This window comes from Hymenobacter frigidus (assembly GCF_014640435.1).
Taxonomy (GTDB): domain Bacteria; phylum Bacteroidota; class Bacteroidia; order Cytophagales; family Hymenobacteraceae; genus Hymenobacter; species Hymenobacter frigidus.
The window spans coordinates 38,482-53,527 of the sequence record NZ_BMGY01000008.1 but is presented as its reverse complement, the minus strand read 5'-3'; the positions used below and the strand labels follow the sequence as shown (position 1 = coordinate 53,527).

Below are 15,046 nucleotides of genomic sequence, written 5' to 3'. Positions count from 1 at the left end.
AGCATTCACCCATTCGCCCATTCTTTCTTGCACCCATTTATTACTTGGTTACCAGCTTGCTCACCTCCGCCTCATTCACCTTCACGGGGCGAGCGGCCCGCATCTGGGTAATCCACTCTTTCTCGAGGTAGGTCTGGTAATCGGAAGTGGCCTGGCCGCGGGATTCGGCCAGGGTTTTAGGGCCGGCGGGCAGAATTCTATCAATGGTGACGGCGTAGTAGCGGCCGTCTTTCTGCACGTTATAAGTGCCGGGGCCTTTGCTCATCAGTTCGTCAACCACCTTGTTGTCGCCTTTCTGGAACACCTTCTGGCTGATTTGCACCGACAGTGGGTTCTGCTCATTCAGCTCCGCCTCGATGGCGGCCGGGTTGGCACTGGCGAGGGCAATTTGCACGCTGCTCTCCGCGGCGGCGCCAGCCTGCATCTTTTTGCTGATGCGGCGGCTGGGTATGCCCCGGCGGTTGAGGAAGCGGGCCGCCGAGTCGGCACGGGCGGCGGCCAGGCTGGCCTTTTCGCCCTTTTTCATGCGGCCCGTGAAAGTCACGCGGGCCAGCGTATCCTGTAGCAGGCGCTTGGTCACATCCTCCAAAGCCAGCACACCGCCTTTCAACAGCGAGCCCGACCCTGTGCGGAAGCCCGCAGTTTTGGGTACGTTCTTGGTCACGGGGAAGCGGCCGGTTTTCAGCTCTTTTTGCACGCGGGCCAGCAGGGCGGGGGTAGCGGCGCTGGTAGCGGTACCCTGCACGCGCTGCTCCCACTGGTACTTGGTCTGGTTCTCGGCGAAGTATTTCTTCAGGCCCACAGTGTCCTCAATGGCTTTGCTCCACACTTTCTCATCCATTAATTGGAAGAGCAGAATGCCGTCGCGGTACTCTTTCACCAGCATGCGGTAGTCCTCGTACTTGGTTTCGAGGCTGTTTTTCTCGAACTCGGTCAGCGACTGTTCCACGTACTGGTCGTAGAGCTGCTGCATGGCAAAAGCGGGCTGCGTGCCGGTGCGGGGCCGCTGGTTCTGCTGGGCGTAGGTCAGGAAATCCTTCACCAGGTAAGGCTTGCCCTTGATGGTGAACAGTGCCGTGTTGTCGTTGGCCGTGCCTTTGGCGGCTTTGGCCGGAGCAGTCGGAGCCGTATACTTGTAGCGGCCGGCTACCAGGGCCGTATCCGCCTTGCTGAAGGCGTAGGTTTTGGCCACCGCAGTTTCCATAAACTGGTCTTCCTGGCGCACGCGCTTCAGGAAAGCCGCTTTGTTGAGCTCCGAGCGGGAGTCTTTGGCCACCTTGCTTTTCAGCGTCGATTCCACGTCGGCGAACTTGGCGAGCGGCTGGCGCTCAATCAGCTTGATGACGTGCCAGCCGTAGGGCGTTTGCACCGGGGCGGCAATCTCGCCCGGCTTCTGCATTTTGAAGGCTACTTCCTCGAAGGAAGGAATCATGCGGCCGGTGCCGAAGGGCGGCAACTCGCCGCCGTTGGCGGCCGAGCCGGCATCCTCCGAAAACTGCGCTACGAGCTTGTCCCAGTTTTCGCCTTTTTTCAGGCGGCTGTAGAGCTCGTCAATTTTCTTCTTGGCCGTGAGCGAGTCGCTTTTGGCACCGTTGGCGTTCATGCGAATCATGAGGTGAGCCACCTTGATTTCGCCCTGCGCCATCCGCTTGTCATTTACCTTGATAACGTGGTAGCCGAAGCGCGTACGAATGGGGGCCGACACCTGCCCCACCGGCGTCTTGTAAGCGGCCGACTCAAACGGGTACACCATCTGCATGGCCGTGAAGTAGCCCAGCTTGCCGCCGTTCTCCTTGGCCGAAGGGTCTTCGCTCTGGGCCCGGGCCAGCTGGGCGAAATCGGTGCCCGCCAAGGCATCCTGCCGGATTTTGTCAATTTTTTGATAAGCAGCCAGCGTGTCCTGCGGAGTAGCATCGGGCGCTACACGAATGAGAATGTGCGAGGCGTTCACCTCTTGGCTCATGCGCTCGTAAGCTTCGCGCACCAGCTGGTCGGTCACGCTCTTCTCCGTGAGGTAGGGCTGCGAGAGCTGCTGGCGGTAGCCGTCAAGCTCGCGCTTGAACGCCTGCGTGGTGTCGAGGCCGCGCTGCTCCGCTTCCAGCACCTTGAGGCGGAAGTTGGTGTAGAGGTCCAGGTACTCAGTCACGCTTGGGCGGGTGCCGTAGTCGGCCGCCGTGCTGTTGTTCTTGCGGTACACGTAGGCAAACTCGTTGGCGGGCACCGGGTAAGTGCCCAGCGTTTCAACGGCCGGACCGGTAGCAGTGGTCGCCGTAGCGGCCGAAGCAGCCGATTTAGAAGTTTGGCAGCCAGCCAGCAGCGTAACAACGGCCGCGCCGGCGTACAGAATGCGTTTGTGCATATAAGAATGAAGGAGACGATGGCACCGCACCGGAAGGAGTTAGCGGCGCGGGCACAAAATTACCGGTGCGAAATTAACGAAATTCCGGGGGGAAATTGCTAAACCGTAGCCCAATAGAAACAGAAAGCATTCGCCCCAAAAAACGGTCCTGCCGAGGGCCTCCGGAGTGCCTTCTGCGCAGCAATAGCCCAGTTGAAGGGCGTGGCTGCGTGGTGAAGGGTTCCGGAGGCCCTCGGCAGGACCGTACTCGTGTTGGCTGTGCTGCTAGCTAACGTTCTTGCTCAGGTGGCACACCGTGTGGTTGCCCCGCGTGAAAAATTCAACCCGGTCCATGAGGCGGTTAACCAGGGTCATGCCCATGCCGCCTTTGCGGCCTTGGCGAATGTAATCGCGCAAGTCAGGGTTTTGGTGGGGTGCGGGCAGAAAAATGGTGTCGCCGTGGTCGGCAATTTCCACGTTCAGGCTATGGGCGTCGAACGTCATTTCCAAATCGAGGAACTGAGTTTCATCCTCCCCGTTGGCATGAATAATGAAATTGGCCACCACCTCATCCACGGCCAGCACTACTTGGTTAACCATGACTTCCGACAGCTGCCGGCTACTGAGGTAGTTCCGCACGAAGTCACGCACCTGCTGGAGGTGTTTGCGTGAACAGGCGATACGGAGGACGGACTTCATTTTTAGTTATGAGTTAAAAGTTAAGAGTTATAAGGTAGTAGTCATGTGGCTAGACGGCATTGGCAAAATGTTCATCCAACTCACAACTCATAACTGATTAACTCACAACCACCTTAAGCTGCTTCGGCTTCAGTCACGCTTGGCACGATGGTCATCAGAGCATCCAGTCCCAGGATTTCAAACACGTTGAAAACCTTCTCCTGCATGTTGAAGAATACCAGTTTCACGTTGGCGTCCTGAAAGCGCTGCAGGTGGGAAATAAACACGCCCAAGCCAGCCGACGAAATATAGCTGAGCTTAGCACAGTCAATCAGGACTTTGCGGTAATTAAGGATATCGGGTTTCGCCAACTCAGTATCAAGAACAATGGCGGAGCTAGCGTCCAGCTCGCCATCGAGCAGTAGGGTGAGGGTATCGGCGGAGGGTTGCGCGGTAACTTTCATAATGAGGGCGATACGTCAGGCTAGCGGCAGGGGTTGGGCCGACTTGAATTTAATGACCAGTAGGGTCTGGTCGTCGTGGATGGGATGGCCGTGCGTAAAGCCGTTTAGGTCGTCCAGGATGAAGGATTTGATGTTCTCCGCGTCCTGAAAATAACTTTCCTCGAGCCGCTGCTTGAGTCGGTCTTCACCGTATTCGTCGGTGCCATCGCCGCCGCGCGCCTCCACGATGCCGTCGGTGTAAATCACCATGACATCGCCGGGGCTGTAATCGTAAAACTGGTTCTTGATGTGCTTCTCGTAGCTGTCGTTCCGGATGATGCCCAGCCCCAGGCCCGCCGACTGGAAGTAGAATACTTCCTCACGCAAGGCGTGGTAATACAGGGTGTGGCAGTGGCCGGCGCGGGCAAATACGAAGCCGCCCTGCTCATAATCAATGATGTAGAGCGAAGAGGTGATGAACGACGACTTTTCGAGGCAGTGGCTGAGGGCGGTGTTAGCCTGGGCCATAAATTTGCTGGGCACCGGGAATTTGTCGCGCTCGTTGCGGGCCAGGGGGTTTTCCTGCATCAGCGAGTGAAAAATTCCCTTCATCTGGGCCATGTGGAAGGCGGCGGTTACGCCCTTGCCGCTCACATCACCGATGATGACGGCCAGCCGCCGGCCCTGTAGATGCAGAAAGTCGTAGAAATCGCCGCCCACTTCTTTGGCTGCCAGCGAGTGCGAGCTGATTTCGAACCAGTTATCGGTAGGCAGGTTTTTTGGAATGAGGCTGTCCTGTACCTGCGAGGCAATTTTGAGCTCTTCCTGCGTGCGCTGGTTCTCGAGCGAAGTGCGCATCAGCTCCAGGTTTTCGATGCTGAGCACGGCCTGGTTGGTGAACGTTTGCAGAATGTTCAGGTCTTCGGGGGCGAACGTACGGGGCTCTATTTTAATGAGATAGAGAGTTCCGTAGTTGTTATGCAAACCCCGTATGGGCAACTGAATAAGCGAGCGGAAGGCCTGTGAGGTTCCCACGAAGCCCGGGTGCTGATTCAGGTCGTTGGTCACATAATCACCCTCGGCGGGTAGGTGCGCCAGCAGACCAGTCCGCAGCGTATCGGCCTGCTGGGGCAGCAGGTGGTAGTACTGGGTAGCGTTGGTTTCGTCGATTCCCGTGTGGCTGGGGTCAAGGTCAAGCCAGGCGGCATCGGCCCGGACGGTTTGTACCGCCGACTCCAGCAGAACACGGTACACTTGGGTCGAAGTCTGGCCGCGCTGCACGATTTGCGCCAGGCGCTGCAGGCTCAGAATTTCGTCGTGCCGACGTGGAACGGCCGGCTTTTCGGCCGGGACGGGAGCGGCTGGCCGGAAAAACAGCTTAGCCAACACGGCCAGGATGCCCAGGTCGGCCACCAGCAATAGCCAAGGTGCCCACGACGACGTTTCCGTGCCGCGGTCAGCCAACAGACTGCTCACGGCTACTCCGCCAATTAGCAGCGCCAATAAAAAACCAACGTAAAGTAACGGATGACGCACAGACAGAAACTAGGAATAACACAAGCGTACCAGCCTACCGCGCCTTTGCCGCCGCTCAACTGGCGTGCAAGATACAATCGGGTGGTCAAAGCCACTCACATAATTCTGGCACGCGCCTGGCGCGCAACAGCCGGGTAAATCGGTGTTGCGCGCTGACTACCAATGACTGCGACTGTGAATTTATCGGCTCGAATAATTCGGGGCCTCGCGGGTGATTTGCACATCGTGCGGGTGCGACTCGCGCAGCCCGGCTCCGGTGATGCGCACAAACTGAGCGGCCTGCAAGGCTTTCATGTTGGCGGCTCCTACGTAGCCCATGCCGGCGCGCAGTCCGCCTGCCAGCTGGTAAATGACTTCCGATACATCGCCTTTGAAGGGCACCCGGCCCACAATACCTTCGGGCACCAGCTTCTTTACGTCGTCTTCGGCATCCTGGAAGTACCGGTCTTTGCTGCCGTCTTCCATGGCTTCCAACGACCCCATGCCGCGGTAGCTCTTGTACTTGCGGCCTTCGTAAATGATAAGGTCGCCGGGAGCTTCCTCGGTGCCGGCCAGCAGCGAGCCCACCATCACCGCGGCTGCGCCACCAGCCAGGGCTTTCACGATGTCGCCCGAAAACTTAATGCCGCCGTCGGCCACCAGCGTCACGCCGGTGCCTTCGAGGCCCTTGGCGGCTTCCAGTACGGCCGAGAGCTGCGGCACCCCAATGCCGGCAATAATGCGCGTGGTGCAGATGGAGCCCGGCCCCACGCCTACTTTTACGCAGTCGGCTCCGGCATCGGCCAGGGCGCGGGCCCCGCTGGCGGTAGCCACGTTGCCGGCCATCACATCCAGATTCGGGTAGGCGGCTTTAATGGCGCGCACGGCATCGAGCACGCCCTTGGAGTGGCCGTGGGCAGTATCCAGGCTCACAATATCAACGCCGGCCTCAACCAAAGCGGCTACGCGCTGCAGCAAATCGGGGGTGACACCCACGGCGGCTCCTACGCGCAGCCGGCCCTGGCCGTCTTTGCTGGCGTGCGGGGCGCGCCGGCGCTTCCGGATGTCCTTGTAGGTCATCAGGCCAGCGAGGCGGCCTTCGCTGTCTACCAGCGGAAGCTTGTCCACTTTGCTGTCGGTGAGGAGCTGCTCGGCTTCGGCTTGGTCGATGCCGGCGGGCGCCGTGACGAGGTTGGCCAGCGAAATCATCACCGTCGTCACGGGTTGGCTAAGGTCTTTCTCGAAGCGCAAATCCCGGTTGGTGAGGATGCCGTGCAGGCGGCGGCCGGCGTCAACAATCGGAATGCCGCCGATGCCGTGCTTGCGCATCAGCTGGCGGGCATCGGCCAGGGTGGCGGTGGGCGGCAGGGTGAAGGGGTCCTGAATCAGGGCCGACTCGCTGCGCTTCACGCGGCGCACTTGGTCGGCCTGCGCCTTGATGGACATATTCTTGTGAATAATGCCCAGGCCGCCTTCCTGCGCCAGCGCAATGGCCATGTCCGACTCCGTAACGGTGTCCATGGCCGCCGAAATGAGCGGGGTTTGTAGCCGGATGGTAGCGGTGAGGCGGGTGCTGGTGTCGCAGTCGCGGGGCAGGACTTCGGAGTAGGCTGGTAGCAGCAGTACGTCGTCGTAAGTCAGGGCCTCGAAGGCAATTTTTGGGGTTGCGGAATCCGCCATAGCAAAAGGGGTTGGGAGTTAGGGCCTTTTGCCAGGCAAAGGTACGGCGGGAAGTTGGGTTAGAAGTCCGCCGTGCCCCGCTTTTTGGTTATTCCTTGCTGAATTTACTCACGCCCACGGCCCCGCCAGCCGAGAGGCGCGACAGGTAGAGGCCCGCGGGCAGGCGGCTCACGTCCACCGTTTGCCCGTTGCGGACGCGGGTTCGCAGCACGGCCCGGCCCGCCACGTCGCTGATTTCGAGTTGCGCTTCGCCGGCCACAGTGGCGGGCAGCGTCACGCGCAGCTCGCGGGCGGTGGGGTTGGGGTAAAAGCTCACCGCGAGGCGCTGGGCCGAACGGGCCGCCGAAGTCGTAGCCGGAGCGTAGAGCCACGAGTAGCCGGCCGGAAACTCACGCCGCCAGAACCATTCGGCGTGCTGGCCGGCGGGCAGCGTAATCTGGTAGCTGCGGTCGGTGGCGTCATACGTGAGGGCGTGGGCCGCGCTGCCCGGGTTCCAGTTGTTGAAGGAGCCCGCTAGGTAAATGGTGGCATTGGCCGGCGTATTGGCCGGTACGGCCGTGATTTTGAACGTGACCTGGGCCTGGGCCGTGAACGCCAGCAGGGCCAGCAGGAACGAGAAAAGCTTTCTCATGAGGGCAAAAATCTGGTGGATGGGAAGGTGATTTTGCGGAGCACATAAAGGCATGGCTTGCGCCTTTGGCTGGCGGCCGCGCCCAGGAATTTCAAACAATTCCCCGCTGCAATCCGTCTTAGCTGCTACCATTTTTTAACTTGTCTTATCATGTCTGACTCTAAATCCCAAACCTGGTTTATTACCGGAGCATCGTCCGGTTTCGGCGAAGCCCTGGCGGCCTACGTTCTTGAAAAAGAAGGCCGGGTGGCCGCTACCTTCCGCAAGTCCGAGCAGGCGGCCGAATTTACTGCTCAGGTTCCCGGCCGCACCCTGGGCGTGGTGTGCGACGTGACCAACGAACCTCAGGTGAAAACGGCCGTGGCCGAGGCTATTGCGCATTTCGGCCAGCTCGATGTCATCGTCAATAACGCCGGCTACGGTTCCATGGGCAGCATCGAGGAAGTGCCGGCCGAGGAAGTGCACCGCCAGTTCGACGTGAATGTGTTTGGGGTTTTGCACGTGCTGCGGGCCGTGTTGCCGCAGCTGCGCAAGCAGCGTTCGGGCCACATCCTCAACATCACCAGCATTGGCGGGCTGAAAACCTTCCCCGGCGTGGGCATCTACAACGCCAGCAAGTTTGCGCTGGAGGCTATCGGCGAGAGCCTGAGCCAGCAGGTAGGGCCGCTGGGCATCAAGGTCACCAACATAGAACCCAGTGGTTTCCGCACCAAGTGGGCCGGCGAGTCGGCGACCTTCGCTAACACCAAAATCGATGACTACGAGGCCACGGTAGGTGAGAACCTGCGCGGTATCCAAAGCTACAGCGGCCGCCAGCCCGGCGACCCGGTACGCGCCGCCCACGCCATGTACGAAGTAGTGCAGATGGAAAACCCGCCCCTGCACTTGCCACTAGGCAAAGCCGCCGTGAAAGGAGCCCGCGACAAGTTTGCTGGCTTAGTGAAGGAGTTGGAGCAGCACGCCGAGATGGGCGATGCAGCCGACTTCCCGGCCGGCGAGTAGAACGACACTCCCCTCCTTTCTTAAGGAGGGGAGTTTTTGCGAAGCAAAAACGGGGGTGGTGAAATCGTTGAACGATGGGCGAACAACTCGTCCGGGTATCGTTCAACGATTTCACCACCCCAATTTTGCTTTCAGCAAAATCTCCCCTTCTTGAAAAAGGAGGGGAGTTTATCGTTCTTGCGTACCCCAACCTTCCTACCACCATGTCCCTTTCCGCCAACGACTACGAAGCCACTTCCTGGGAAGACCTGCAGCGGCTGCTGTTTCAGGACACTTGGGATGCCCGCATTGAGCGGTTCCGGTCGCCGTACGTGTATCGGGGCGGCCGCTCGCGCCACTTTCAACTTGAGACCAGCCTGCAACGCCTAGGCGGCGACTACCACCAGCTGGAGCACCACCTGCTGCGCAACTTCCGCAAGTATGCCCGCGATACCACCGTGCCCGCCCAGGCGGCCAGCACCTGGGACTGGCTGGCCCTGGCCCAGCACCACGGCCTGCCTACCCGTCTGCTCGACTGGACGTATTCGCCCTACGTGGCCCTGCATTTCGCCACCGACGACCTGGATGCCTACCATGAAGACGGCATTATCTGGGCCCTGAACTACGTGAAAGCCGCCGAGCATCTGCCCCAACGCCTGCGTCAGGCTCTGCAAAACGAAGGCTCCAACGTCTTCACCTCCGAGCTGCTGCAACCCGTGAGCAGCAGCCTGCGCGAGTTGGAAGAGCTGCAGGCCGAGCCCTACGTTCTGTTTTTGGAGCCGCCCAGCCTCGATGCGCGTATTGTGCACCAATACGCCCTGTTCTCCTCGATGAGCACGGCCCAAAGCGTGCTGCACGACTGGCTGGCCGACCGGCCCGAACTTTATTTCCGCATCATTCTGCCCGCCCGCCTCAAGTGGGAAGTGCGCGACAAACTCGACCAGGCCAATATCACGGAGCGGGTGCTTCTGCCGGGCCTGGGCGGCCTCAGCCGCTGGCTGCACCGCCACTACTCGCCCCGCGGTCACGGCCGGAGCTTTCTGGATAACAACGAGATGCGCTAACGCCGCACCAAAGCCTGGTGGCTGGGGGCTGCAAACGCCACGCTCATCTGCACCGCGTTGCGGGCCAGGGCCCGCCCGGCTACGCCCGAGGCCTGCGTCTGATTCAGGTAGGCCAACTCCATGGTCGCCAAGCGGCTGATACGGTAACCCAGGCCCGCGCTGACGCGATTCTCCTCCAGAAAGCTGGCTCCGTCGCGCCGGCCGAGTCCGGCAAATACCTCATCGGCCACCACGGCATACACGCCGCCAACCGGTAGTGCGCCGCCTTTGCGCAGCGGCACCACCAGCCGCAGCTGGTAGCGCAGGCGTGGCGCGTAGCGGAACGCGGCTTCGGGGGTGGGGCGCAGCCACCGTTCTTCGGCACGCAGGCGGTGGCTTGCGCGCACGGGGCCACTCACATCAGCCAGGGCTATTTCCTGGTAAAAACGATGCTCGGGGGCTTTGGGGCCGTCGCTGGGGCCGTAGTCGTTGCCGGCCAGCACGTAGCCCGTAGTCAGGCTCAGGCTGGGTGCTAGGTGCAGCCGAAAGCCCAGGCGGCCGAGCTGCTGGGCGGCCAACTGGGCATTGCCTTGGCGGCTTTCTACTTCCGAATACAGGGTCCAGCGGCCTCGCATGGATACATCAGCGCTAAGCTTCAGCCAGCCCACGGGCGCCCCGCCGCCTTGGGCCCGGGCCGCACCGGTTCCGGCCAGCAAGGTCAGCAATAGCAACGAGGAGAGGTGTTTCATACCCTCAAGTTACGTAATTGTTACCTCATATTACGTAATTGTTACCTAAATAATCCGAAAATTCCCGGTGAACGGCGAAACTAGCACGACCAAGGTCTACTGGCCTAACCGCTTCTTGGTCAGTTTGGTCGGAATGTGCTCCATCGGCTTGTCGGGCCAGGGGTGTCGGGGGTAGCGGCCTTTGAGGTCTTTACGCACCTCGAAATAGCCTTTCTCCCAGAAGCTGCGTAGGTCGCGCGTCACTTGCGCCGGCCGGCCGCCGGGCGAAAGCAGGTGTAGCAGCAGGGGCACGCGTCCGCCCGCCACGGCAGGCGTTTCGGTGAGGCCGAACAGCTCTTGGAGCTTCACGGCCAGCACCGGGGCAGCGGGGTCGCTGTAGTCCAGGCTGATGTGCGAGCCGCTGGGCACTTCCAGCGCGGCGGGGGCTAGGCGGTCGAGGGCTTGGCGCTGGTTCCAGCCGCCGGGCAGGCGGGCGAGCAACGGCTCCATTAGGTCGAGGCGCTGCACGTCGGCCAGGGTTCTGAGGCCGGTGAGGTGCGGGCCCAGCCAGTCGGCTAGTTCCAGGGTCAGGGTTTGGTCGTCGAACGCCGGCCAGGTTTCAGCTGCTGATTCGTGGTTGGATACTTGGGTTGAATCAGCGGTTGCGCTGGAGAAGTGCCGCCGCAGAAACTCCAGCCGCTGTTGCAGCTGCTGGGCCCCGGCCGTCCAGTTTAGCTTGCTCAGGCCCGCTTCCTGCAAGTACGCGAGCAGGGCGTGCGCCACCAGTTCGGGATTGGGCTGGCCGATGACTTTCTCATCCAGCAACAGGGCTCCCAGGCGGCGCACACGTCGGCCCGTTACGCGTTGCGCCGTGGGGTCGTAGCGCACTTCTTCGGTAGTCGTAATCTGGTCGGCAAAAGCCAGCTCCAGCTCGTCTTGGTCCAGCGGCGCGGCCAGGGTAGCGCGCGGAGCCGAAGCCGTGCCCGCCAGGTGGGCCACCGCAAAAAAGGTGGCTTGGGGGTCTACATCCGTCGTATTCAGGCTCACGCGCTGGCCGGTCACGAGGCGCAGCCGGTCGTGGGTTTCGCGCTGGGCCAGCCGGTCGGGGTAGGCCAGCGCCGTAAGCAGGCCCACCGGCGCCTGGGCAACGGAGTGGCTGAGAGAATTGGCAGACTTGCCCAAGCGGCTGGTTAGGTTCCGGGCCACGTCGCGCACGCGCTGCAGCGTGGCGTGGTGCAACGCCAGGCCCGGCAAAGGCGGCCGGCCGCTGGCCAGCGCCTCAAGGCGCAAGCGCAGGTCGGGCGGGGAAGGGCGCGTATCGGTGGTGGCGGCCCAGCGCAGCAGGTCGCGCTCGGCCAGCAGCGCCGCTAAGGAAGCTGCCGCCGCGCCGTGGCCCAATTCCTGTCCGCGCACCACCAGGTGGGCCAGTCGCGGCGGCAGGCCCAGCGCGGCCAGCTGCCGGCCGTGGGCCGTGGGCTTTAGGGAGGAATTAAAAATGGCTTGTTCGGCATCGGGTTTTGGTGATGCTGAAGATTTTTCAAGGGCCTCATTTTTAATTAACTCCGACACCGCGCCCAGCCGTAACAGCAACTCTTGGGCCTGGGCAAAAGCGGCCGTGGGTGGCGCGTCCAGCCAGCGCAGGCTGTTGGGCGTGGCCGCTCCCCAGAGGGCCAGCTCCAGCGCGAGGCTGCTGAGGTCGGCGGTGTGGATTTCGGGAGGGCGGTGGGCGGGCAGGTTATGGTGCTCGGCTTCGGTCCAGAGGCGGTAGCAGGTGCCGGGGGCCAGGCGGCCAGCGCGGCCCCGGCGCTGGTCGGCGGCGGCGCGGGCCACGGGCACGGTTTCGAGGGTAGTGAAGCCCGTGCGCGGCACAAAGCGCGGCACCCGCGCAAAGCCGCCGTCAATCACCACCCGCACGCCCTCAATGGTCAGGCTGGTTTCGGCAATGCTGGTGGCGAGGATAACCTTGCGCCGCCCGCCGCCCACGGGGCGCAGCGCGGCATCCTGCACCTCCAGCGGTAATTCACCGTGCAGCAAATGGAGGTCGACGTGGTCGGGGAGCGAGTCGGTGAGCTTGCGGGCGCTGCGCTGCAAGTCGCCCACGCCGGGCAGGAACACCAGAATATCACCCTCGGCGTGAGCGCTCAGCGCAGCGCGCACCTGGGCGGGCACCAGCTCAGCTAGTCGTTCATTGGCCTTGTTAGGCAAAGCCGAGGCCCGGCGCGGGTCGAGGTAGTGCGTATCAATGGGAAACAGAAAACCGGCCGACGACACCACCGGCGCGGGCAGCCATTGCTCCAGCCGTTGCGCCTCCAGCGTGGCACTCATGATGAGAATACGCAGCTCGGGCCGCAGCACGGCTTGCGCATCCAGCGCCAGGGCCAGGCCCAAATCGGCATTCAAACTCCGTTCGTGAAATTCATCGAACACCACGGCCGCCACCCCTTCCAGCGCCGGGTCGTCCTGAATCATCCGGGTCAGAATGCCTTCGGTGATGACTTCCACGCGGGTTTCCTTGCTCACCTTGCTGTCGAGCCGCACGCGGTAGCCTATGGTGCGGCCCACGGGCTCGCCCAGTAGCTGGGCCAGGCGGGCGGCAGCTCCGCGCACGGCCAGCTGGCGCGGTTCCAGCAGCAGGATTTTGTCCTCGGGCGCACGCCATTCGGCAGCTAATAGCTCCAGTGGCACCACGGTGGTTTTTCCCGCGCCGGGCGGGGCTTCCAGTACCACGCGGCTGTTGGTGGCCAGCGCAGCCCGCAGCGCGGGCAGCGCCGCCAGGATGGGCAGGTTGGGAAGAGGCGGCAGGACGAAGGCGGGGTTCACCGACCAAAATTACGCCCCGCATCGTGGCAGCCGCCGGACTGTGGCTTGCCTAGCGCCCGGGCGGGCGGGAGGCTGGTGGTAAAAGCGTGCTCGCGGTTAAAAATAACTGAATTGTGGCCGAATTCACACCCGGCGCATGGGCCACAGCTCCACGCTCACGGGACTACCGGCGTGCACCACGGGCTCGCCAGCGGGCGTAGGCAGGCCCTGGCTTTCAATCAGGGTTGATTCCAGGTGCAGCACTTGAGCCGTGCGGAGCGGCCATGGCGCGTGCGCCACCCGGCCCCGGTAGAGCTTGGTTTGGGCCTTGTTGCTAGCGTAGAGGCAGTAGCGCTCGGTAAGGAAAAAGGCCAGCGAGCCGGGCTCGGCCGCCGGGAGGGGCGGCCCCAGCTTCCAGGTGGCGCGGAAAATGGCGGGTGCCACACCCGAGTGGGTGCGCGTGGCCGTGAACTGGCGCAGCTCCGGGCCGGGCTCGTCGAGGCGCATGGTGGCGCGCAGGTAGGGCAGGTTGAAAAACGTGCGCGCCGCCCACACGGCCAGCGGGTTGGCAGCGTCGAGCGAGAAAAACCACACGCCCGGCACGCCGTCCAGATGCACGTAGGTGCGCACGTTCAGCTCCAGAAACACGTTGGCTCCCGGCACAGGCGGACTGATGCGGGTGCGGACTTTCGACATGCGAAACGGTACGATGGCCAGCCACGCCATGCCGTCGTGGGTATCAATCTGAAGGCGGGGCGGCAGGTAGGGCTGCAGCAGCTCGGCCGGCACCGGCCAGTGCAGAAACAGCAGCTCGCTCCAGTCCTGGCGCATGATGGGCGTACCGGCGGGGCGCTCGCGCAAAGCCAGGCGCTGGGCGAGGGTGGGGGCAGCTACCGTAGCGGGCAGGGTGGGAGTTGGGAGAAAATCGGGCATGGGCAGCAGGCGGAATGTGGCAGCATAACAGCTGGCCCCGGCAAGTGGCTGCCGTCGCCCGCTTAATACGTTGGAAAGGCCGGGTCGACGCGCGCGGCCCAGGCGGCCACGCCGCCGCGCAGGTTCAGCACGTTGGTGCGGCCCAGGTGCTGGCGCAGGTAGGCCGTGGCGTGGGCCGAGCGCACGCCGTGGTGACAAATAAGCACCACCGGGCCCGTGAGGCGGATTTCGGCGGCGCGGCGCGGCACCTCATCCAGTGGCAGGAGCAGGCTGCCGGGCAGGTGGCAGTAGTCGAATTCCATCTCTTCGCGCACGTCCACCAGCTGGAGGTCGTCGCCGGCTTGCAGGCGGTGGGAGAGTTCTTCGGCAGTGATTTCCAGCGGAGCGGTTTCCATTTACGGGGGGATTATGGGGCAAATTTAGCCCCTTTGGGCTCTACCTTGCGGCTTCGTTTATCTCCACTGAATTTGGCCGCATATTTCTTTTCTGACTTCCTGACGGCTGCCCTGGCCGCCGTGCAAACTACCGACCCGCTCGAAGTTGCCGGCGTGGTCACGGGCATCGCCTGCGTGTGGCTGGCGGCCCGAAATTCGGTCTGGAATTTCCCATTGGCCATCGTCAGCTGCGCGCTGTACCTGGTGGTGTTTGGTCGCGCACGGCTCTATTCCGATGCCGGGTTGCAGGTGGCTTTTATCGCGCTGGCAATTTATGGCTGGATAGTATGGGCGCGGGGCTCGGCGGTCACCGATGGGCCTGCAGTGCCCATCAGGCGCACGCCTGGGCGGCTGGCGCTGGGGCTGGCGGGCGCGGGCCTGGTCTATGCGCTGGGGGCGGGTTTCCTGTTCTCCCACACCGATGCGGCCCTGCCTTACTGGGACAGCACCACTACGGCCATCAGCCTGGTGGCGCAGGTGCTGCTTTCGCGGCGCAACATCGAAAACTGGCTGCTTTGGATTGGTGTCGATGTGGCCTACGTGGGCATGTACTGGCACCGCGAGCTTTACCTGACCAGCGGCCTGTACCTCGTGTTTTTGGGCCTCGCCGCCTACGGCTACTGGCAATGGCGGCGCGAAATGGCACTGGTAGCGCCCGGGGGCCGGTAGCGGTTGGTAGCGGCCGGTAGCGGCCCCCGGTGGCCGGTACGCCGCTGGGCCTTTTGCGCTTGCGAGGTTAAAGCACATCAGTGTGCAACCTTTGCGGCCGTGTAGCCGCCAAGGTTGCCTGCATTATTCCCGCCCAATAATGCGTTTCTGGCGGCTTGTAGCGTACTTCTGCTT

Annotated in this window: 13 protein-coding genes; 3 read left to right on the top strand and 10 right to left on the bottom strand. The window is 62.5% G+C overall.

The genetic code is table 11. From position 1 onward, the window contains the following. Positions 1 to 40: 40 nt before the first annotated feature. The 6 genes from IEW17_RS06170 to IEW17_RS06145 all read right to left on the bottom strand — a co-directional run bounded on the left by IEW17_RS06170 (position 41) and on the right by IEW17_RS06145 (position 7,285). The gene (locus tag IEW17_RS06170) at positions 41 to 2,359 is read right to left on the bottom strand and encodes a peptidylprolyl isomerase (protein WP_188561163.1); all 2,319 of its coding nucleotides are present in this window, start codon (positions 2,357 to 2,359) and stop codon (positions 41 to 43) included. A 264-nt stretch (positions 2,360 to 2,623) separates the two neighbouring features. Then, the gene (locus tag IEW17_RS06165; RefSeq protein WP_188561162.1) at positions 2,624 to 3,037 is read right to left on the bottom strand and encodes an ATP-binding protein; all 414 of its coding nucleotides are present in this window, start codon (positions 3,035 to 3,037) and stop codon (positions 2,624 to 2,626) included. A 113-nt stretch (positions 3,038 to 3,150) separates the two neighbouring features. Further along, positions 3,151 to 3,480 carry an STAS domain-containing protein gene (locus tag IEW17_RS06160; RefSeq protein WP_188561161.1) on the bottom strand — a complete coding sequence of 110 codons (330 nt, stop codon included), beginning with the start codon at positions 3,478 to 3,480 and terminating at the stop codon, positions 3,151 to 3,153. Between the two features lie 15 nt (positions 3,481 to 3,495). After that, positions 3,496 to 4,995: a PP2C family protein-serine/threonine phosphatase gene (locus IEW17_RS06155; protein WP_188561160.1), complete on the bottom strand. Its 1,500-nt coding sequence runs from the start codon at positions 4,993 to 4,995 to the stop codon at positions 3,496 to 3,498. Between the two features lie 180 nt (positions 4,996 to 5,175). Beyond that, positions 5,176 to 6,654, bottom strand: coding sequence for an IMP dehydrogenase (guaB, locus tag IEW17_RS06150; RefSeq protein WP_188561159.1), 1,479 nt, complete (start codon positions 6,652 to 6,654; stop codon positions 5,176 to 5,178). Positions 6,655 to 6,742: 88 nt separating this feature from the next. Beyond that, complete coding sequence (locus IEW17_RS06145) at positions 6,743 to 7,285, bottom strand: T9SS type A sorting domain-containing protein (RefSeq protein ID WP_188561158.1); 543 nt, start codon at positions 7,283 to 7,285, stop codon at positions 6,743 to 6,745. A 150-nt stretch (positions 7,286 to 7,435) separates the two neighbouring features. On the opposite strand from IEW17_RS06145, the gene IEW17_RS06140 reads away from it, so the two are divergent. Together IEW17_RS06140 and IEW17_RS06135 are read left to right on the top strand one after the other, a co-directional pair. Then, the gene (locus tag IEW17_RS06140; protein WP_188561157.1) at positions 7,436 to 8,287 is read left to right on the top strand and encodes an oxidoreductase; all 852 of its coding nucleotides are present in this window, start codon (positions 7,436 to 7,438) and stop codon (positions 8,285 to 8,287) included. A 203-nt stretch (positions 8,288 to 8,490) separates the two neighbouring features. Continuing rightward, a complete protein-coding gene (locus IEW17_RS06135; RefSeq protein ID WP_188561156.1) occupies positions 8,491 to 9,330 on the top strand; it encodes an FRG domain-containing protein in 840 nt (279 codons plus the stop codon). On the opposite strand, the gene IEW17_RS06130 is transcribed toward IEW17_RS06135, so the two are convergent. The 4 genes from IEW17_RS06130 to IEW17_RS06115 all read right to left on the bottom strand — a co-directional run bounded on the left by IEW17_RS06130 (position 9,327) and on the right by IEW17_RS06115 (position 14,164). Continuing rightward, positions 9,327 to 10,058 carry a DUF2490 domain-containing protein gene (locus IEW17_RS06130; RefSeq protein WP_188561155.1) on the bottom strand — a complete coding sequence of 244 codons (732 nt, stop codon included), beginning with the start codon at positions 10,056 to 10,058 and terminating at the stop codon, positions 9,327 to 9,329. The two genes, IEW17_RS06135 and IEW17_RS06130, sit on opposite strands and share 4 nt — an antisense overlap. Positions 10,059 to 10,154: 96 nt before the next feature. Next, a complete protein-coding gene (hrpB, locus tag IEW17_RS06125; protein ID WP_229748838.1) occupies positions 10,155 to 12,857 on the bottom strand; it encodes an ATP-dependent helicase HrpB in 2,703 nt (900 codons plus the stop codon). A 123-nt stretch (positions 12,858 to 12,980) separates the two neighbouring features. After that, a complete protein-coding gene (locus IEW17_RS06120) occupies positions 12,981 to 13,769 on the bottom strand; it encodes a YqjF family protein (RefSeq protein WP_188561154.1) in 789 nt (262 codons plus the stop codon). 62 nt (positions 13,770 to 13,831) lie between these two features. Next, positions 13,832 to 14,164: a rhodanese-like domain-containing protein gene (locus IEW17_RS06115; protein WP_188561153.1), complete on the bottom strand. Its 333-nt coding sequence runs from the start codon at positions 14,162 to 14,164 to the stop codon at positions 13,832 to 13,834. A gap of 72 nt (positions 14,165 to 14,236) precedes the next feature. Between IEW17_RS06115 and pnuC the strand changes: the two genes are divergently transcribed. Further along, positions 14,237 to 14,872, top strand: a complete 636-nt coding sequence (gene pnuC, locus IEW17_RS06110; RefSeq protein WP_188561152.1) for a nicotinamide riboside transporter PnuC — start codon at positions 14,237 to 14,239, stop codon at positions 14,870 to 14,872. Positions 14,873 to 15,046: the final 174 nt, after the last annotated feature.

Excerpts from the sequence above, each read along its gene's own strand:
- IEW17_RS06130 (WP_188561155.1), bottom strand. The coding sequence starts at position 10,058 with ATGAAACACCTCTCCTCGTTGCTATTGCTGACCTTGCTGGCCGGAACC.
- IEW17_RS06140 (WP_188561157.1), top strand. The coding sequence starts at position 7,436 with ATGTCTGACTCTAAATCCCAAACCTGGTTTATTACCGGAGCATCGTCC.
- IEW17_RS06135 (WP_188561156.1), top strand. The coding sequence starts at position 8,491 with ATGTCCCTTTCCGCCAACGACTACGAAGCCACTTCCTGGGAAGACCTG.
- IEW17_RS06115 (WP_188561153.1), bottom strand. The coding sequence starts at position 14,164 with ATGGAAACCGCTCCGCTGGAAATCACTGCCGAAGAACTCTCCCACCGC.
- IEW17_RS06170 (WP_188561163.1), bottom strand. The coding sequence starts at position 2,359 with ATGCACAAACGCATTCTGTACGCCGGCGCGGCCGTTGTTACGCTGCTG.
- IEW17_RS06145 (WP_188561158.1), bottom strand. The coding sequence starts at position 7,285 with ATGAGAAAGCTTTTCTCGTTCCTGCTGGCCCTGCTGGCGTTCACGGCC.
- IEW17_RS06165 (WP_188561162.1), bottom strand. The coding sequence starts at position 3,037 with ATGAAGTCCGTCCTCCGTATCGCCTGTTCACGCAAACACCTCCAGCAG.
- IEW17_RS06160 (WP_188561161.1), bottom strand. The coding sequence starts at position 3,480 with ATGAAAGTTACCGCGCAACCCTCCGCCGATACCCTCACCCTACTGCTC.
- guaB (WP_188561159.1), bottom strand. The coding sequence starts at position 6,654 with ATGGCGGATTCCGCAACCCCAAAAATTGCCTTCGAGGCCCTGACTTAC.
- IEW17_RS06120 (WP_188561154.1), bottom strand. The coding sequence starts at position 13,769 with ATGCCCGATTTTCTCCCAACTCCCACCCTGCCCGCTACGGTAGCTGCC.